Here is a 17,013-nt window from a genome sequence, read left to right as displayed (position 1 = left end):
CGGGCCTGATGTAATTAGCTTTTTGGCTGCTCCAGGCGCAGGGCTTCTGGGGTTGCTGGCAGGCGCTCCAGGACCCGCAGTTTTTCCGGTGCCTGGCGGGTGCGCCAGGCACTGAAGGCGGCCAACTCATCCGACACGGCTTTGAGCACCCAGGCCAGCACGGCGATGTCATCCAGAAACCCCGCACCCAGCAGCCAGTCAGGAATGGCATCGATCGGGCTGACGAAGTACAGCAGCCCGGCGACCACCGTCACCAACGCCTTGGGGCTGATAGCCCGGTACTCGCCACGCCACCACGCTAGGCACAGCGCCTGCATCAGGCGCACGTCTTCACGCAACTTGCCAAGCCGGGGTCCTTTGCGCGCCACGGCAAAAATCAGTGCCGGCAGCCGACCGCGGCTGAGCAATCGCTCGGCCAACGGCAGAAAACGGGCGAACGTCCACGGTGCTTTCATACAGCCTCCACGGCAAACTTGGGGAAATGTTATCCACATAAATTGTGGATAACCTTGTGAACAGAGCTACTTTTCCAGCTCAGGGCGCCCGCCGGGCAAGGGCTGGGCTTAAATCGGGCGTTTTTTACACACCTGTTTCAATGGCGCAAACGTTTTACCCATCCTGCACCTTTTCTGTGTCGGTTGCAGCTGTTCTGACTGTCTTCGGCTGAACGGGTTCGAGGCAGTTACAGAAACGACAACGCCCCGTCGAGACGGGGCGTTGGCTGTACTGCAAGCAGATTACTCGGCAGCAGCGTCGGCTTCAGGCTTGCCCTGATCCTTGATACCCAGCAGTTCCAGTTCGAAAACCAGGACCGAATTGGCCGGGATCATCGGGCTCGGGCTCTGGGCACCGTAAGCCAGGTCAGACGGGATGAACAGCTTGTACTTCTCGCCTACGTGCATCAGTTGCAGGCCTTCGACCCAACCAGGGATCACACCGCTGACCGGCAGGTCAATCGGGCTGCCACGCTCAACCGAACTGTCGAAGACCTTGCCGTCGATCAGCTTGCCTTCGTAGTGAACGGTGACCACGTCAGTCGGCTTCGGCTGAGCGCCATCGGCCTTCTTGATCACTTCGTACTGCAGGCCCGAAGCGGTGGTAACGACACCGGCTTTCTTGCCGTTTTCTTCAAGGAACTTCTTGCCAGCTGCCGCCGACTCTTCGCTCATCTTGGCCAGGCGCTCTTCAGCGCGCTTTTGCAGGGCAGCAAAGGCCTCAACCAGTTCTTCGTCCTTGATCTTCTGTTCTTTCTTGCCGACAGCATCTTCGATGCCTTGAGCAACCGCTTTTGAATCAAGGTCGTCCATGCCTTCCTGAGCCAGGCTTTTGCCCATGTTCAGGCCAATACCGTAGGAGGCTTTCTGTGCCGGCGTCTTGAGCTCGACGCTGGTCTGCGAATCGCAACCCGCCAGGACCAGACCAACCAGGGCAACCGCAGCCGCCAACCGATGCTGTTTCATGCTATTTCCTTGTTCATGCGCCAATAGGGCAATCGAGTAAAGCCGCGAGCTTATCAGGCGGCCACGACCAATGGCTACCGGCATGAGAGCAAGAAAAGCCGGATAAGTTCAGCCAAGTAAATCCTTCTTCATACAAAGCTGCAGCCAGTGGCCAGTATTGACGGGACAGCGCACTTGAGCAACTTCATCGCCCATGTTTTGTAGCTGTTTGTAAGCGTGCCAGGATTTCAGGGGTAACTGCCGTCACGGTATTGCCCGGCCACTTCGCGCAGCACTTCGCACAGCCAGCGCGCCGACAGGCTCAACGGCAACGCAGCATTGCTGCAGATGCCCACCGAGCCGCCGGGTTCCTGCACGCCCAGGTCCAGTTCGCACAACTCGCCACGGCCCAGATCAATGCGTACGGCATCGCGCGGCGCCACCCAGACCGCGTCGCTGCTTTGCACGTAGCGTCGGCTCAAGGCCGGTGACAGCGTTTCCAGGCGTTGTGCTGGTTGCTCGATTGCGCACTGCACAAACAGGCTGTCGGCATGCTTGCGAATGGTGGTGCCAGCCAGCGGCAGCACCAGCGGATAACGCCCGACCTGGTTGCGTTCGATGGGTTTGTGGTTGAGCAAAGGATGACCTGGGCGCACCACCAGCGACATTGACTCGCTGTACAGGTGCTCGAATGCCAGGCCCTGAATTTGCGGGCTGTCGGTCATGCGCCCGATGACCAGGTCCAGCTCACCGACGTGCAATTGCGCCAGCAGGTGCGCGCTCGGCCCGGTCGCCACACTGACCACCAGATGTTCATGACGTTGGTGCAAGCGACACAGCACCTCTGGCATCAGCAGGCTTTCGACCGTCGACAACACGCCAATACGCACCTGTGGCGGCGCATGCTGCTCACCACGCAAGCTACTGACGCCCTCACGCAGCGCCTGCACACTGGGCCCGGCGTAGCGCATGAAACGCGTCCCGGCTGCCGTCAGTTCGACACCTTGTTTGCTGCGTTCGAACAGCCGGGTTTGCAACAGATCTTCCAGTTCCTTGAGGGTTTTGGAAATTGCCGGCTGACTGATCGCCATGGCATCGGCAGCCTTCGCGAAACTGCCCTGGCGGGCGATTTCGAGAAAGCACAGCAGATGGCGGAATTTGATGCGGGTGTCGAGGTTCATGCTCCGGAGTCTATAGGAGCATGCTCTCTCTGTGGGAGCGGGCTTGCCCCGCGATTGTGGTTTGTCAGTTAAACCGCATCGCGGGGCAAGCCCGCGCCTACCTTGCGATTTCTACTTGCTCACCGGTGATCCGTACCGGCCACACTTGCAAGGCGTGCTGCGGATCTTCCAGGCAACGCCCATCGTTCAAGCTGAAATGCTGCTTGTACAACGGTGCAGCCACCACCAGTTCACCCTTGAGGTGGCCGATCAAGCCGCGGCCAATCACGTTGGCCCCGGACTTGGGGTCCTGGTTGTCGATCGCAAACACCGGCGTATCCTGTTCCGGCAGGTAAAACAGTGCCACCTGACGGCCTTCGAACCACACCACTACCCCCGATTGCGCCACCAGATCATCGCGGCCACACACCGCTTGCCAGTTGTGAGTTGGCAGGTTTACAGCAACGTTGGACAGGCTCATCACAGCACCTCTTCAGTGGTTGGAATCACATGCAGCTCAGCCGCAGCAATCGGCCGCCGTTGCCCGCGTTCGCGCACAAAGTGCACGCCCGGGTCTGGCCGCTGATCATTGACGAAGGTGCGAAAGCGCTTGAGCTTCTCTGGGTCTTTGAGCGCGTTGGCCCATTCGCATTCATAGCGGTCGACAACCCACTGCATCTGCGATTCCAGCTCGGCACCCAGGCCCAGGCTGTCTTCGATAATCACCTGCTTGAGGTAGTCCAGCCCACCCTCCAGGCCCTCGCGCCAGACCGAGGTGCGCTGCAGTTTGTCGGCGGTACGGATGTAGAACATCAGCAGCCGGTCAATCAGGCGAATCAGCCCGGCGTCGTCGAGGTCGGTGGCGAACAGCTCGGCGTGGCGCGGGCGCATGCCGCCATTGCCGCAGATGTACAGGTTCCAGCCCTTCTCGGTGGCGATGACACCGATGTCCTTGCTCTGTGCCTCAGCGCACTCACGGGTACAGCCGGAGACCGCGAACTTGAGTTTGTGCGGCGAACGCAAGCCCTTGTAGCGGTCTTCCAGGGTCAGGGCCATCTGCACGCTGTCTTGCACCCCATAACGGCACCAGGTGCTGCCCACGCATGACTTCACCGTACGTGTGGACTTGCCATAGGCATGGCCGGTTTCAAAGCCGGCATCGATCAACTCGCCCCAGATCGCTGGCAACTCGTGCAGCTGTGCACCAAACAGGTCAATGCGCTGGCCGCCGGTAATCTTGGTGTACAGATCGTACTTTTTCGCCACCTGGCCGATGACGATCAGTTTATCCGGGGTGATCTCGCCACCGGGAATCCTCGGCACCACCGAATAAGTGCCGTTTTTCTGCATGTTGGCCATGAAGGTGTCGTTGGTGTCCTGCAGGGGCACCAACGAAGGGTCCATGATCGGCTGGTTCCAGCACGACGCGAGGATCGAACCAACAGTCGGTTTGCAGATGTCACAACCGACAGAGCCACGACCATGTTTGGCGAGCATATCGTCGAAGCTGAGGATCCCTTCGACCCGTACCAGTGCATAGAGCTCCTGACGGGTGTAAGCGAAGTGCTCGCACAGGCTCTTGTCGACGCTGACGCCACGGGCAATCAATTCGTGCTCAAAGACTTGCTTGAGCAGCGCCGCGCAGCCACCACAACCCGTGCACGCCTTGGTTTGCTGTTTGAGTTCAGCCAGCTCGCCACACCCGTTATCGATGGCGCTGCAAATGGCGCCTTTGCTGACGTTATGGCAGGAGCAGATGGTGGCTGTGTCCGGTAGTGCATCTGCGCCCAGCGTCGGTGCTCCGGCGGTTTGCGGCAGGATCAACGTGGCCGGGTCTGCCGGCAGGGCAATACCGTTTTGCACGTACTGCAGCAGCGTGTCGTAGTAGCTGTTGTCTCCGACCAACACGGCGCCCAGCACGCGTTTACCACTGGCATCGACCACCAGTCGGCGGTATGCCGCGTTGGTTTCATCGATAAAACGGTAGCTACGTGCGCCTGGGGTTGCGCCATGGGCATCGCCAATCGAGCCAACATCGACGCCCAGCAGCTTGAGCTTGGTCGACATGTCTGCGCCTTCAAAGCGGGCGCTGCCCTCCCCAGCCAGCGCGGCAGCAACGTTGCGGGCCATGCTGTAGCCCGGGGCGACCAGACCGAATACGCTGCCATTCCACGAGGCGCACTCACCGATAGCAAAGATGCGGGGATCGCTGCTACGGCAGTCGCTGTCGATCACTACACCACCACGGGCAGCAACCTCCAGGCCACTGCTGCGGCCCAGGGTATCCTGCGGGCGAATACCGGCAGAAAACACAATCAGGTCAGTCTCGATGAACTCGCCGCCGTCGAAATTCATGCGGTAGCGATAATCTTCACCAGCCACAACCGCCTGGGTCGCCCGCGACACGTGTACACCCACACCCAGTGCCTCGATCTGCGCACGCAAGGCCGCACCGCCCTCCGCGTCCAGCTGCACCGGCATCAACCGTGGGGCGAATTCGACCACATGCGCTTCCAGCCCTAACGACTTGAGCGCATTGGCGGCCTCAAGGCCAAGCAATCCACCGCCGACAATCACCCCACGCCGCGCATTGCCCGCAGCGGCGCGAATGGCGTCCAGGTCATCAAGGGTGCGATACACCAGGCGCGACGCCCCCTCGCAACCTTCAATCGGCGGCACAAAGGGATAAGAGCCAGTGGCCAGGATCAGATGGTCATACGGGTAGCGCCCCTGCGACGTCAGCACTTCTCGGCGCTCGCGATCGATTTCCAGCACCGCTTCGTTCAGGTGCAAGGTAACGCCGTGCTCGGCATACACCCCGGCACCGCCCAACGCCAGGGTTTCAGCATCGCTACCGTTGAAATATTCAGAGAGATGAACACGGTCGTACGCACGCTGACGCTCCTCACCGAACACCCGCAATGCGTATCGGCTCAAGGCACCCCGCTCGATCAGTTGTTCAACGCAGTGATGCCCGACCATGCCATTACCGACGATGATCAGTTTTTCCTGTGGGGCAATGCTTGTTGCTGCATTCATAGCCGATCCTCACTCAAGGCCATTCACGGTGGCGGTGCTGCTGGGGCGTGCCCCGGAAAAACAAAAAAGGCGCCTGGAGCCGAAGCTCCAGGCGCCTTTGCCTGGTTCGTTTTTGTAGTTCCTGATACAGATCGCCATTGACCTGTGGGAACGTTGTAATCGTACAAAAGCAGGGAACGTGCCAACCGCCAACGCCTGTAAAACAGCGGCTTTTTAACGCCTCAACTGGTTATTTACGACCCAGCCTGGTGCGGCCCTCCCCGTTATGGGGCGCTCAGTACACGTCTCGCACGTAGCGCTTGCTACGGCTCAACTCAGCCACGTAGGCGTCGGCCTGATCGGGGTTTAAACCACCGTGCTTACCGACAACCTGTTTGAGAGCTGCGTCGACATCGCGGGCCATGCGCTCGGCATCACCACACACATAGAAATGCCCCCCTTCCTCCAGCCAGCGCCAAAGTTCTGCGCCTTGCTCCAGCATGCGCTGTTGCACATAGATTTTTTCTGCCTGATCGCGTGAAAACGCAGTATCCAGTCGCGTCAGAAGGCCATCGCGTTGCCAGTCCAACAGCTCGTCACGGTAGTAGAAATCGCTGGCCGCTTTCTGCTCGCCGAACAGCAGCCAGTTAGGGCCTTTGGCACCTTCGGCCTGACGCTCCTGCAAGAATGCCCGGAACGGTGCGACACCGGTGCCGGGGCCGACCATGATCACTGGTGCGTTGCGGTCCTGGGGCAGGCGAAAGTGCGCACTGGGCTGAGTGAAAATGGCCACATCGCCGTGCGCCGCACGGTCGGCCAGGTAGGTTGAGCAAACCCCTTTGCGCTGGCCGAAACGGACGGTGGAAAGGGTCAGATGCACCTGATCCGGATGTCGTTTAGGGCTGGAACTGATGGAGTACAACCGCGGTTGCAAGGGCTTGAGCAAGCTCAGCCAGGTGTCCAGGTCCAGCTCGGGTTTGAGGGTGTGTACCAGGTCTATCAACTGCTTGCCCCACAACCAGCCCTTGAGCGCCGTTTTGTTCTGCGGCTTGAGCAAGTCGCTCAGCACACTGTCGTTGCTACGCTGAGCGAAGGTCTCAAGCATCGCCGGTGTAATTCGGGCGATTTCCAGGTGCTCGCCCAGCGCCTTGGCAAGCGGCATATCGGCGTGCCCTTTGAGGCTGATAGCATCGCTGCCTCGCAGATGAGCCGCCGCCAACAGCTCATCCACCAGTGCCGGGCAGTTTCGCGGCCACACCCCCAAAGCATCGCCGGCCTGATAGCTGAAGCCACTGTCGGTCAGCTCAAACACAATCTTCCGGGTTTCTTTGCTGGCGCCCGGGCTGTTGAGTCGGCGGTTTTCCAGCAACCGTGCCGGCAGCGGTTGCTGCTTGCTGAAGCGCGCTGTTATGGCGACTGGCTCAGGCAGCGGCGCCCCCGTGCTGACGCCTCCCAGCTGGGTGAGCAACGCTTGCAACCAGTGCGCCGTCGGCGCTTCGACGTCGCCTTCGCATTCAACCCGCTCAAGCAAGCGCTGCCCGCCCAACTCGGCCAAGCGCCGATCCAGCTTGCGGCCAAAACCACAGAACTGCTCATAGCTGGAATCCCCCAGCGCCAACACGGCATAGGGCAACCCGGCGCAGCGAGTGGCGTGCTGGCCCTGCAACGCCTGCCAGAACGCCGCACCGCTGTCAGGTGCATCGCCATCTCCGAAGGTACTGGCAACCAGCAGCAGGCTCGCTGCGCCCTCCAGTTGCTCGATGCCAACCTCCTCCATGCAACGCAGGTTCACCGCAACGCCAGCATTGCGCAGGCGCTCGGCGCAGTGCTCGGCCAACGCCTGACCATTACCGGTTTGCGAGGCCCAGAGCAGCCAGTGCCGGGCTTGCTGGGGCTCATCGAACACTGGGCTGCTACATGTGGTGGGGATACGAGGGCCGGCGACCCGGCTCAGGGCCACCGCGCAGTACTTGAAAGCAGGTTGCAACGACAGCGGATCGACCGCATCGCTGGTGACCGCGTTGATGGCCAGGTGCTCGCCGAACACATCGTTCCAGTGAAACGGCGCAAAGCAGTTGCCCGGCAATACCCGCGTGGTAATGCGTGCGGGCAACAGTGCCTGGCCACGCCGCGAGCGCACTTGGACCTGGTCATGCTCGGCAATGCCTAGGCGTTGGGCATCGTCAGGATGAAGCTCCACGAAAGGACCGGGATCGAGCTTGTTCAACGTCGCCACTTTTCCGGTCTTGGTCAGGGTGTGCCATTGGTGCTGGACGCGGCCGGTGTTGAGCACCAGGTCAAAGGTGCCATCCGGCAGCTCCGCACTGGGTAGCCAAGGGCGAGCGAAGAAGCGCGCTTTGCCCGTGGGCGTGGCGAAGGCGATAGCGGGCGCCTGGCCCTCAGCATCGCAATGCAGCGTCTGACTGATGCCGTTATTGAGATAACGCACAGGGCTGCGGGTGTCTGAGCGACCGGGCTCGCACGGCCATTGCTGCGGCGCCTGACGCAAACCCGTATAACTGACACCACGCACGTCGTAACCGGTCGCCGGGTTCCAGGCCTGACGGATTTCTTCAAACACTGCCTCGGCGCTGGTGTAGCTGAACGCCTCGGCATAACCCATGGCACAGGCAACGCGGGCAATGATCTGCCAGTCTGGCAGCGCCTCACCACACGGCTCCATGGCTTTGCCCATCAGCGTCAGGTTGCGCTCGGAGTTGATCATCACCCCTTCGCCCTCCGCCCACAGTGCAGCAGGCAAAAGGATGTCGGCATAGCGATTGGTTTCGGTGTCGAGAAAGGCATCTTGGGTAATGACCAGTTCCGCCTGTTGCAGGCCGTCGATCACCTGTTGGCGATTGGCAACACTGGCCACCGGATTGCTGCACATAATCCAGCAGGCTTTGATCTGTCCAGCGGTCAGCTGTTCGAATAGCGCTACGGTGCCGTCACCGGTTTCACCGCGCAGGCTGCCCGCCGGAATCTGCCAGAGTTGTTCAACGAACGCCCGGTCACTGTCAACCAATGCCGAACGCTGCCCCGGCAGGCCAGGGCCCATGTAACCCATCTCGCGCCCTCCCATGGCGTTGGGCTGGCCGGTCAGGGAAAACGGCCCGCTGCCAGGTCGACAGATCGCCCCAGTGGCCAGGTGCAGATTGCACAAGGCATTGGTTTGCCAAGTGCCATGGATGCTCTGGTTCAGGCCCATGGTCCAGCAGCTCATCCATTCCGGCGCCTGGCCGATCCAGTCGGCGGCCTGACGAATATCAGCTTCGGCCAGCCCGGTGATGGCCGCGACTCGCTCAGGTGGGTAGTCATCAAGAAATTCCCCCATGGCCTCCCAGCCTTCGGTGTAGCGCTCGATGAACTCAGCGTCGCAGTGGCCGTTGTGTTTGAGCAGGTACAGCAGGCCATTGAGCAGCGCCAGGTCAGTGCCCGGCTTGATCTGCAGAAACAGGTCGGCCTTGTCAGCGGTGGCGTTACGCCGTGGATCGACCACGATCATTCGGGCCCCGGCTTTGCGTCGGTCCAGTAGGCGCAGGAAGAGGATCGGATGACAGTCAGCCATGTTCGCGCCGATGACGAAAAACACCTCGGCATGCTCAAAGTCCTGGTAGCTGCCTGGCGGGCCGTCGGCACCCAACGACAGCTTGTAGCCGCTGCTGGCGCTGGCCATGCACAGACGTGAATTGGACTCGATGTGTCGGCTGCGAATAAAACCCTTGGCCAGCTTGTTGATCAGGTATTGGGCTTCCAGCGACATCTGCCCGGAAACATAGAACGCCAAGGCATCCGGCCCGTGCTGCTCCAGGATTGCACGCAGGCGCCGAGCTGTCTGTTCGATGGCCGTATCCATTGAGGCCTGCACAGGATCCCGCTGGCGCTCCTCGCGCAGATAAGCGTGCTCCATGCGACCCGATTCGCGCAGCGGTTGATGCGCGGTCAGCCCCTTGGTGCATAAACGGCCGAAATTGCTGGGATGCTGCTTGTCGCCGCTGACCTTGGTCACCCGGTTACCTTCGACCGTCATAACGATGCCGCAGCCCACTCCACAATACGGGCACACACTGCGCACTTGAGTGCTGCTCATCTGCCGACCTCCTGCTTGCGCAAACAAAAAGGCGCCCTGCTACCCCGGCTTGCAGAAACAAGCGGGGGCAACACGGCGCCTTTGTCGTGAACGGGGCAATCTGCGTTGATTGCCGATTGCTCAAGCGATTGCAAAGGGCGCGCCAGAAGGGCAAAAGCCCGAAAACACGAGGATGCGCAGAACACGAGCGCATCAGAAATGCACCGTCTTGGGTGTGTCTGCACCACGGCGGCCCACGGCGAATTTGCTGCAACCCCTGTAGGACTTTACAATTCACGCCACTTTTGGCCGGCCCTGCATCCCCGCTTTCCGGCCCCGGAGTTTTTTTCATGGAAGAAATTGAGCAACACTGGCTTTTCGCCCTGTCCGCGCCCATGGCCGCACTCAATGGCGCCAGCTATACCGCTGCCACCTATTACGCCCTTGAGGACGAAGACCAATCGGACCTGCAGAAATGGTGGGGCATTACCAAACGCGGGCAATTGCTCGACATGCTGTCCATGGCTGATAACGGTCATGCCACCGAGCTGAACAATGCCTATTGGCAAGCGGGACGCTGCCTGCCCAGCGAGTGGCAGGACGCACTGGAGCAACTGAAGCCGCGTCAACGCATCCAATACCAATTTGCCTATCGCACCCAGGCCGACTGCGGCCCTGGCGGCGTCCGCGCCTGGGACCTGGGGCGCATGGGCTTTTTGCTGCGCAGTGGCCTGCGCAAAGGCTTTATCAGCCTGGATGAAAGCCTGTGGCTACAAGGCCGTCTGGCGCTGCGTGCGCGTCATTACTACAACAGCTGGAACACCTACATAGCGGGTTATCTCTACGGCAAGGCGTTGTGGAACTGCTCGGAGTGCAGTGACCAGGAGCTGGCCCAGGCCCTGATGCGCCAAGGTGATGAACACTGGAACCGCTGCCTCCTCAACAACTTGTACAACGGTGCCGGCGAACTGCTTGCCAACCTTCCCTGGGACCTGCCGCTGAACCTGCCTGAACGCCCTGACACATTGGAAGAGGATGCCTGGTCATGAGCTGTTGGATTCACCTGGGCATCGAGCCGACCAACGACCCTGATGTCATTCGTGGTGCCTACCGCGCGCGCCTGCCCCACCATCACCCGGAGACCGACCCGGAGGGCTTCCAGGCCCTGCGCCAAGCCTATGAAGCGGCGCTGCAACAAGCACGTGAGCAAAAAACCCAGAGCACGGCCTATGAGGGCACAGCGTCCAACGACGACCCTGCCGAGCGCAGCAAAACAGCCTTCCTGGAATTGCTCAACGACCCGGCCCGGCGCTTTTATCTTCCAGCATGGCAGGCGTTTATCGAGCAACTCGATCACCTGTCCCTCGAAACGCTGGAAAACCTGAGCTGGGCGCTGCTGTACAACCTGATGCACACCAGCCCGTTATCCCACAACTGCGCACAGCTGCTGGCCACGCGCATGGGTTGGTCGAGTCAACTGTTGCACCTGGAGCAACCAGAGCAGGTTGAAGCCTTTCTTGAGAGCATCGCCGATGCAGATCCCTTCGATACTTCGTTGATGAAAGACTGGCCACCTGAAATTCAGGTGGAAACCTTGTGGTACGCCCGCAGCCTTGAGCACTTGTTCCACTACCGGCCGCTGTTCGAGTACAAGCACTTCGCGTCAGCGCACACCTGTTTGGCGTTGCCTGACGATCCGGCCTTTATCCAGCGATTGCTGGTGCAGTTCAGTCAGGCAGGTATCGCCAGCCCGACACTGTGTACCCTGCTGGCCGAGCAACAGCGCCAGGCTCCGGACGATATCGACCTGCTGTACCTGTTGGCCCGCCAGAGCAGCGCCTGCGGTCAGGAAGAACTGGCGCGCCAGTGCTGGACCCGACTGTGGCGTGAGCACCAGCATCCGCAGGCGGCACGCTGGCTGCTGGATCTGTGCCGTACCCACCAGCCACAGCGCTTGCCGTTGCTGATCCAGGCTTTCGACAGACTGGAGCCGTTCGCAGCCTGGCCGGAAAGCCTTGATGCTCCAGAACAGGTCTGGGGCAGCCCGTCGCAGTGCCCGGAAACCCTGACGCGCTGGTTCGAAGCCGCGCGTGAAGAACTGCCGGGCATTGCTGGCACCTTTGTCCGCTGGCGTTTATACGCCAACGATGAACAGCCCTTGCTGGCCTGGTTGCTCGATGAGCAGCCTGACCCGCAACTGCAGCGCCTGTACCGCCATGCCTGGGCATTGCACCGCGGCGACATCAAGCTGCTGCGCCAAGTCAAAGCCGAAGCGCTTGGTGATGACCCGCTCGACGCCCTGATTATTGAAGGCTTCCACTATCAGGCCACGCAACAGCTGCGCTGGCTGGGCGAGTCACCGATTGCCTTGACCCTGACAGACTTCAGCCACAACCCTTCGCCACAAGCACAACTGCCCCAGGCGCTGCTTGAAGGCGAGGCGTTGGCAGTCTGCCGTGACTGGATGCGCCGCGTGCGCGGTTACCCGGCCGAAGGCCTGCTTCATTTGACCGAAGCGATCAAGCCACAGCGGCTGTTCCCGGCCCCGTATGCCCTTGGGCTGCTCGCTGAACTGGCCGCAGCGGGTGTTGAACTACCGCCACGACCTGATAACCAAGACTTGTGGGACTGGCACCGCCAGAACCTGTTCATGCTGGCGCTGATCGATCAGCCGGAACGCTGGTTGGCCCTGACCTCGCCCGCCTTGCTGGCCATGCCCTACCCTGCAGATCACCCGTTTGCAGCGCTGCAGCAGGTCATGCTGACGCTACAGGCCGAGCAAGGCAATCTGGACGGATTGCTGGGATGGCTGGACTACAGCGACCCGGTGCAACGGATGACGGCTGAGCGCTTGCTCAATGTGCAGCAGGCGCTGGACAGCCGCCGGTTGCCCAGCAACCAGCAACTGTTTGCCTGCCTTGAGCACGACCCCAAAGCCTTCGAAGACGACATGCTCGGCCTGATGCTGCTGTGCGCCGTGCTGTATCACGACCCGAGCCTCACCGCCGAACAGCACCGTGAAGTGTTGCAACGCATCGCTAACCTGAGCTGTTCGGGTGACTGGTTCGAGCCGTTTCGCGACGGCCTGATCAAAGGCGAACCAGTACGCCCCCCCAGCAAAATGCTGGAAGAAGACTTTCTGCTCAACAGCACCTTGATCTATAGCGCTCTCGATACCTTGAAGGGCCTGGCGCGCTACGGTCAGGCCGGTGTGCCGAAGGTCAAAGTGCTCATGGAACTGCAACGCGCCAAGGACTTCCCTGGCATGGACACCGGCATTCGTGCTGCGATGACGGCCTTGCTGTCGTGGTCTGAACGTTTGCTGCAGGGGAAATCCAGCAGCCAGGCAGTGCCGGCCTCACACGTTTGGAAACTGGGCAGCCGCTTGAGCCGCACCGGTTATGCCGTTCAGGCCGTTACCAGCATCGTTCTCGGGCCAGTGCTGACACTGATTGCCGGGAGCGCGCCGTTACAGATCCTCTTTGGCGTGCTGTTCGTCGGCCTGCTGGGTAGCGCCGCCCTGCGCCGCTTGCACGATATCGGCCGGGGCATCCCGACGCTGATTGTGTTCGCAGTACTGACGCCGTTTCTGCCTTTCCTGCCGCTGGCGCTGCTGTTCCTGCGGGGTGAACCGCTGCCCAATCGCTACGGCCTACCGCCGGCCAACGTCAAGCAAAACAGCCTGCAGGCGGGCCTGCAAGCAGCTTTGCGGCGTTTGAACGGTTAGAAGTGCAGCTGCTCCAGCGCCTCAGTGAGGTGCTGGCGCTGACGTTTGATCTGCTCAGGCTGCTGGCTGGCCAACGCAGTGGAAAAGTCGTCCAGCCAGGCGCCGATCTGCTCTCGGTCTTCACCCAGGCTCTGCATCCAGGCGCGCTCCAGGCGGGCCAGCAGGGTACGGTTGGGTAACGCGTCACGCGGGTGGATTTTAAGCTCCGCAAGCCGCGCATGGCTGGCCTTGCGGGCCTTTTGATCAAGCCCTGTGGGGCTGCGGTCAATGCTGTGACTATGTTTCTTGCCAGTGGCGAGCAAGGTCACGTCCACTTCCAACAGACCGTTGATGTCGTAGCTGAAACGCACATCCAGGCTCTGGATCGCGCCATTGGGCACCAAGGTAATATCGAAAGCGTCGACAAAGATATTGTCACGTACCCATGGCCGCTCGCCTTGGTACACCTCAATTCGGATCTGCTCTTGATTCGGATGGGTACTGTAAAAACGTTTGACCCTGGACGTTGGAATCACCGTATTACGCTCGATGATAGGGGCAAACACACCAACGGTCTCGTCGCCACGCATGGCACTGATACCTAGGGTATAAGGGCACACATCAGTCAGGATCAGCTCTTCGATTGCCTCGTCGCGGGCCTTGCACGCCGCCTGGGTGGCAGCGCCGAGCGCAACGATGGTGTCCGGGTCCAGGTGCCGGTATGGCAGGCGACCGAACAAGGTGGCGACCATTTGCTGTACTGCTGGCATACGCGTGGCGCCGCCAACCAGTACCAGGCTGTCGAGGTCTCTGGGGCTGACCCGGGCATCACGCATGGCTTGTTCGATCGGGGCGCGAATACGCGCCAACAGTGGCGCCCAGATTTTCTGCGCACGTGCCTCATCCAGTGACCATTGGCGGTTTTCCCCGGCACCATCCCAGCTCAGGTGTTGCTCACCCTCGCCCAGCTTGCGCTTGATTTGCTCAATCGCGTCTACAAGGCTGGCCAAAGCTTGCGGTGACAGCGACGACGGCTTGAGTCGCCAGTCTTTCAGGCAGGCTTGCAACAGCGCTGCGGTGAAATCTTCGCCGCCGAGGAAATTGTCGCCAGTAGAGGCATGCACCTCGATCAGCGGCAGTGCGTACTCCAGTACGGTTACGTCGAAGGTTCCACCACCGAGGTCGAAGATCAGCGTACGTTCAAACTTTTTCTCGTGCAGGCCGTAAGCCATGGCTGCGGCGGTCGGCTCGTTGATCAAACGTTGCACGCTGAGCCCGGCCAGTTCGGCAGCAAAGCTGGTGCGTTTTCGCTGCTCATCGCTGAAATACGCCGGCACTGAAATCACGGCTTCATGCACCGCCCCCCCCAGAAAGGCCTCGGCATCGGCTTTCAAGGCACCGAGCACCAATGCCGAGAGTTCCTCGGGGCTGAACGACTGCTCACCCAACTCAAGCTTTTTGTCGCTGCCCATGAAGCGCTTGAAGGCGGCAACGGTGCGGTCAGGGTGAGTGGTCAGACGTGCCCGCGCTGCCGCGCCGACCAAAATACTGCCGTCATCATCAAGGCTGACAACTGAAGGTGTGAGAACATCGCCGAGGGCATTGGGGATTAATTGCGCCTGGCCGTCGCGCCAGACCGCCACCAAACTGTTGGTGGTACCCAGATCAATACCCAGCAAGGGCGCTGGGGAAGTGTTTGCATCCTGCATGTTTGATCTCTTGCTCAGTAGGGGCTGGCACGGAGAAAGCAGTGACGTACCAGCGTGCTGGTGAATTCTGGACGAAGGCCAGAAACAAAAAAAGCGACCCTAAGGTCGCTTTCTTTGTCGCTTCCGGGTGTTCAGTGGGCCCTGGAAGCTAAATATGGCGCAGCGGACGGGACTCGAACCCGCGACCCCCGGCGTGACAGGCCGGTATTCTAACCGACTGAACTACCGCTGCGCTATACACTGAGTGGTGGGTGATGACGGGATCGAACCGCCGACCCTCTGCTTGTAAGGCAGATGCTCTCCCGGCTGAGCTAATCACCCTTTCGTCTCGGTGTGGCGCGCATTCTACGGAGCACCGAACACTCTGGCAAGCACTTTTTTAAAAATTTTTTTCAGGCGTTCCAAAGACTTAGCAGACTTGGCCTCAGGCACCCGCTCGGAGAATAATGCCCTCCTTATATGTAAGGAGAGATTCACCCCATGTGGTTCAAAAACCTGCTGACCTATCGCCTGACCCAGGAAGTCCCGTTCGATCCAGAAGCACTGGAAACCGCTCTGGCCAGCAAGCCGGCGCGCCCTTGCGCCAGCCAGGAGTTGACCACCTACGGTTTCGTCGCGCCGTTCGGCAAAGGTGAAGATGCACCACTGGTTCATGTCAGCGGCGACTTCCTGCTGATTGCCGCGCGTAAAGAAGAGCGCATCCTGCCGGGCAGCGTGGTGCGTGATGCGGTCAAGGAGAAGGTCGAAGAGATCGAAGCCGAACAAATGCGCAAGGTCTATAAGAAGGAGCGCGACCAGATCAAAGACGAGATCATCCAGGCCTTCCTGCCGCGCGCCTTCATTCGCCGCTCGATGATCTTCGCCGCCATCGCCCCCAAGCAAGGCCTGATTCTGGTCAACTCGGCCAGCGCCAAGCGCGCCGAAGACCTGCTCTCGACCCTGCGTGAAGTCATGGGCTCACTGCCGGTGCGCCCGGTCACGGTAAAAATCGCCCCGAGCGCGACCATGACCGACTGGGTCAAGGCCCAGCAAGCTGCGCCTGACTTCTTTGTACTGGACGAGTGCGAACTGCGTGACACCCACGAAGACGGCGGTATTGTCCGTTGCAAACGCCAGGACCTGACCAGCGACGAGATCCAGCTGCACCTGGGCACCGGCAAGGTCGTGACGCAACTGTCCCTGGCCTGGCAAGACAAACTGTCGTTCGTGTTGGACGACAAGATGGTCATCAAACGCCTGCGCTTTGAAGAACTGCTGCAGGATCAGGCAGAAGAAGACGGCGGTGACGAAGCCCTGGGCCAACTGGACGCCAGCTTTACCCTGATGATGCTGACCTTCGGCGAGTTCCTGCCGGCGCTGTTCGAAGCACTGGGCGGCGAAGAAATTCCGCAAGGGATTTAAGCGGCAGCTGCAAGTGACAAGCTTCAAGCAGCAAGAAAAAGCCAGGGCCTGCGCACTGTGCCTTTACTTGCAGCTTGCAGCTTGAAGCTCGCAACTTTACCCTACCCTCCCTGTGAGGACGGCCTCACGACGCTTTGCGTGACCATTTCGGGGACGGCCCCATCACCCTGATGGAGACTCTGCATGTCCTGGATCATCCTGTTTTTCGCCGGCCTGTTCGAAGTAGGCTGGGCTGTCGGCCTCAAATACACCGATGGGTTTACCCGCCCGCTGCCGACCATTCTGACAGTCGGCGCCATGGTCATCAGCCTTGGCCTGCTGGGCCTGGCGATGAAAGAGCTACCGCTGGGTACGGCCTACGCCATCTGGACCGGTGTCGGTGCAGTAGGCACGGTGATCGCCGGCATTATCCTGTTTGGCGAATCCATGGCGCTGGTGCGCCTGGCCAGCGTGGCCTTTATCGTGACCGGCCTGATTGGCCTCAAGGTCAGCGCCAGCTGACCTTGCCCTA

11 protein-coding genes and 2 tRNA genes are annotated in these 17,013 nt (G+C 60.5%); 4 read left to right on the top strand and 9 right to left on the bottom strand.

The genetic code is table 11. The annotated features are described in order from the left end of the window. Positions 1 to 14: 14 nt before the first annotated feature. From E1573_RS18055 to E1573_RS18030, 6 genes are all read right to left on the bottom strand, one after another. A complete protein-coding gene (locus E1573_RS18055) occupies positions 15 to 455 on the bottom strand; it encodes a YkvA family protein (RefSeq protein ID WP_133215941.1) in 441 nt (146 codons plus the stop codon). Positions 456 to 737: 282 nt separating this feature from the next. Then, positions 738 to 1,460, bottom strand: a complete 723-nt coding sequence (locus tag E1573_RS18050; protein ID WP_133215940.1) for an FKBP-type peptidyl-prolyl cis-trans isomerase — start codon at positions 1,458 to 1,460, stop codon at positions 738 to 740. A gap of 227 nt (positions 1,461 to 1,687) precedes the next feature. Beyond that, positions 1,688 to 2,620 carry a pca operon transcription factor PcaQ gene (gene pcaQ, locus E1573_RS18045; RefSeq protein WP_133215939.1) on the bottom strand — a complete coding sequence of 311 codons (933 nt, stop codon included), beginning with the start codon at positions 2,618 to 2,620 and terminating at the stop codon, positions 1,688 to 1,690. A 97-nt stretch (positions 2,621 to 2,717) separates the two neighbouring features. Next, on the bottom strand, positions 2,718 to 3,080 hold the full coding sequence (gene nirD / locus E1573_RS18040) for a nitrite reductase small subunit NirD (protein ID WP_133215938.1): 363 nt from the start codon (positions 3,078 to 3,080) through the stop codon (positions 2,718 to 2,720). Next, a complete protein-coding gene (gene nirB, locus E1573_RS18035) occupies positions 3,080 to 5,638 on the bottom strand; it encodes a nitrite reductase large subunit NirB (RefSeq protein WP_133215937.1) in 2,559 nt (852 codons plus the stop codon). Before nirB ends, nirD begins: the two co-directional genes overlap by 1 nt. Before the next feature lie 274 nt (positions 5,639 to 5,912). Continuing rightward, positions 5,913 to 9,707 carry a bifunctional nitrate reductase/sulfite reductase flavoprotein subunit alpha gene (locus E1573_RS18030; RefSeq protein WP_133215936.1) on the bottom strand — a complete coding sequence of 1,265 codons (3,795 nt, stop codon included), beginning with the start codon at positions 9,705 to 9,707 and terminating at the stop codon, positions 5,913 to 5,915. Positions 9,708 to 10,036: 329 nt separating this feature from the next. Between E1573_RS18030 and E1573_RS18025 the strand changes: the two genes are divergently transcribed. Continuing rightward, positions 10,037 to 10,735 (top strand): DUF1266 domain-containing protein, encoded by a 699-nt coding sequence (locus tag E1573_RS18025; protein WP_133215935.1) that lies wholly within the window; start codon positions 10,037 to 10,039, stop codon positions 10,733 to 10,735. Further along, on the top strand, positions 10,732 to 13,413 hold the full coding sequence (locus E1573_RS18020) for a DUF805 domain-containing protein (RefSeq protein ID WP_133215934.1): 2,682 nt from the start codon (positions 10,732 to 10,734) through the stop codon (positions 13,411 to 13,413). The genes E1573_RS18025 and E1573_RS18020 overlap by 4 nt, the downstream gene beginning before the upstream one ends. On the opposite strand, the gene E1573_RS18015 is transcribed toward E1573_RS18020, so the two are convergent. The 3 genes from E1573_RS18015 to E1573_RS18005 form a co-directional block, all read right to left on the bottom strand. Next, positions 13,410 to 15,101, bottom strand: coding sequence for a molecular chaperone HscC (locus tag E1573_RS18015; protein ID WP_133215933.1), 1,692 nt, complete (start codon positions 15,099 to 15,101; stop codon positions 13,410 to 13,412). The genes E1573_RS18020 and E1573_RS18015 overlap by 4 nt on opposite strands. Positions 15,102 to 15,256: 155 nt before the next feature. Beyond that, a tRNA-Asp gene (locus E1573_RS18010) sits at positions 15,257 to 15,333 on the bottom strand. Between the two features lie 13 nt (positions 15,334 to 15,346). Next, positions 15,347 to 15,422 (bottom strand) — tRNA-Val (locus tag E1573_RS18005). A 159-nt stretch (positions 15,423 to 15,581) separates the two neighbouring features. Between E1573_RS18005 and rdgC the strand changes: the two genes are divergently transcribed. Both rdgC and sugE read left to right on the top strand, forming a co-directional pair. Next, positions 15,582 to 16,502, top strand: a complete 921-nt coding sequence (gene rdgC, locus E1573_RS18000) for a recombination-associated protein RdgC (protein WP_133215932.1) — start codon at positions 15,582 to 15,584, stop codon at positions 16,500 to 16,502. A gap of 183 nt (positions 16,503 to 16,685) precedes the next feature. Next, on the top strand, positions 16,686 to 17,003 hold the full coding sequence (gene sugE, locus E1573_RS17995) for a quaternary ammonium compound efflux SMR transporter SugE (protein WP_133215931.1): 318 nt from the start codon (positions 16,686 to 16,688) through the stop codon (positions 17,001 to 17,003). Positions 17,004 to 17,013: the final 10 nt, after the last annotated feature.

It is taken from the genome of Pseudomonas sp. H9 (assembly GCF_004353925.1).
Taxonomy (GTDB): domain Bacteria; phylum Pseudomonadota; class Gammaproteobacteria; order Pseudomonadales; family Pseudomonadaceae; genus Aquipseudomonas.
The sequence above is the reverse complement of the archived record's forward strand: the minus strand, read 5'-3'. Positions and strand labels throughout refer to the sequence as shown.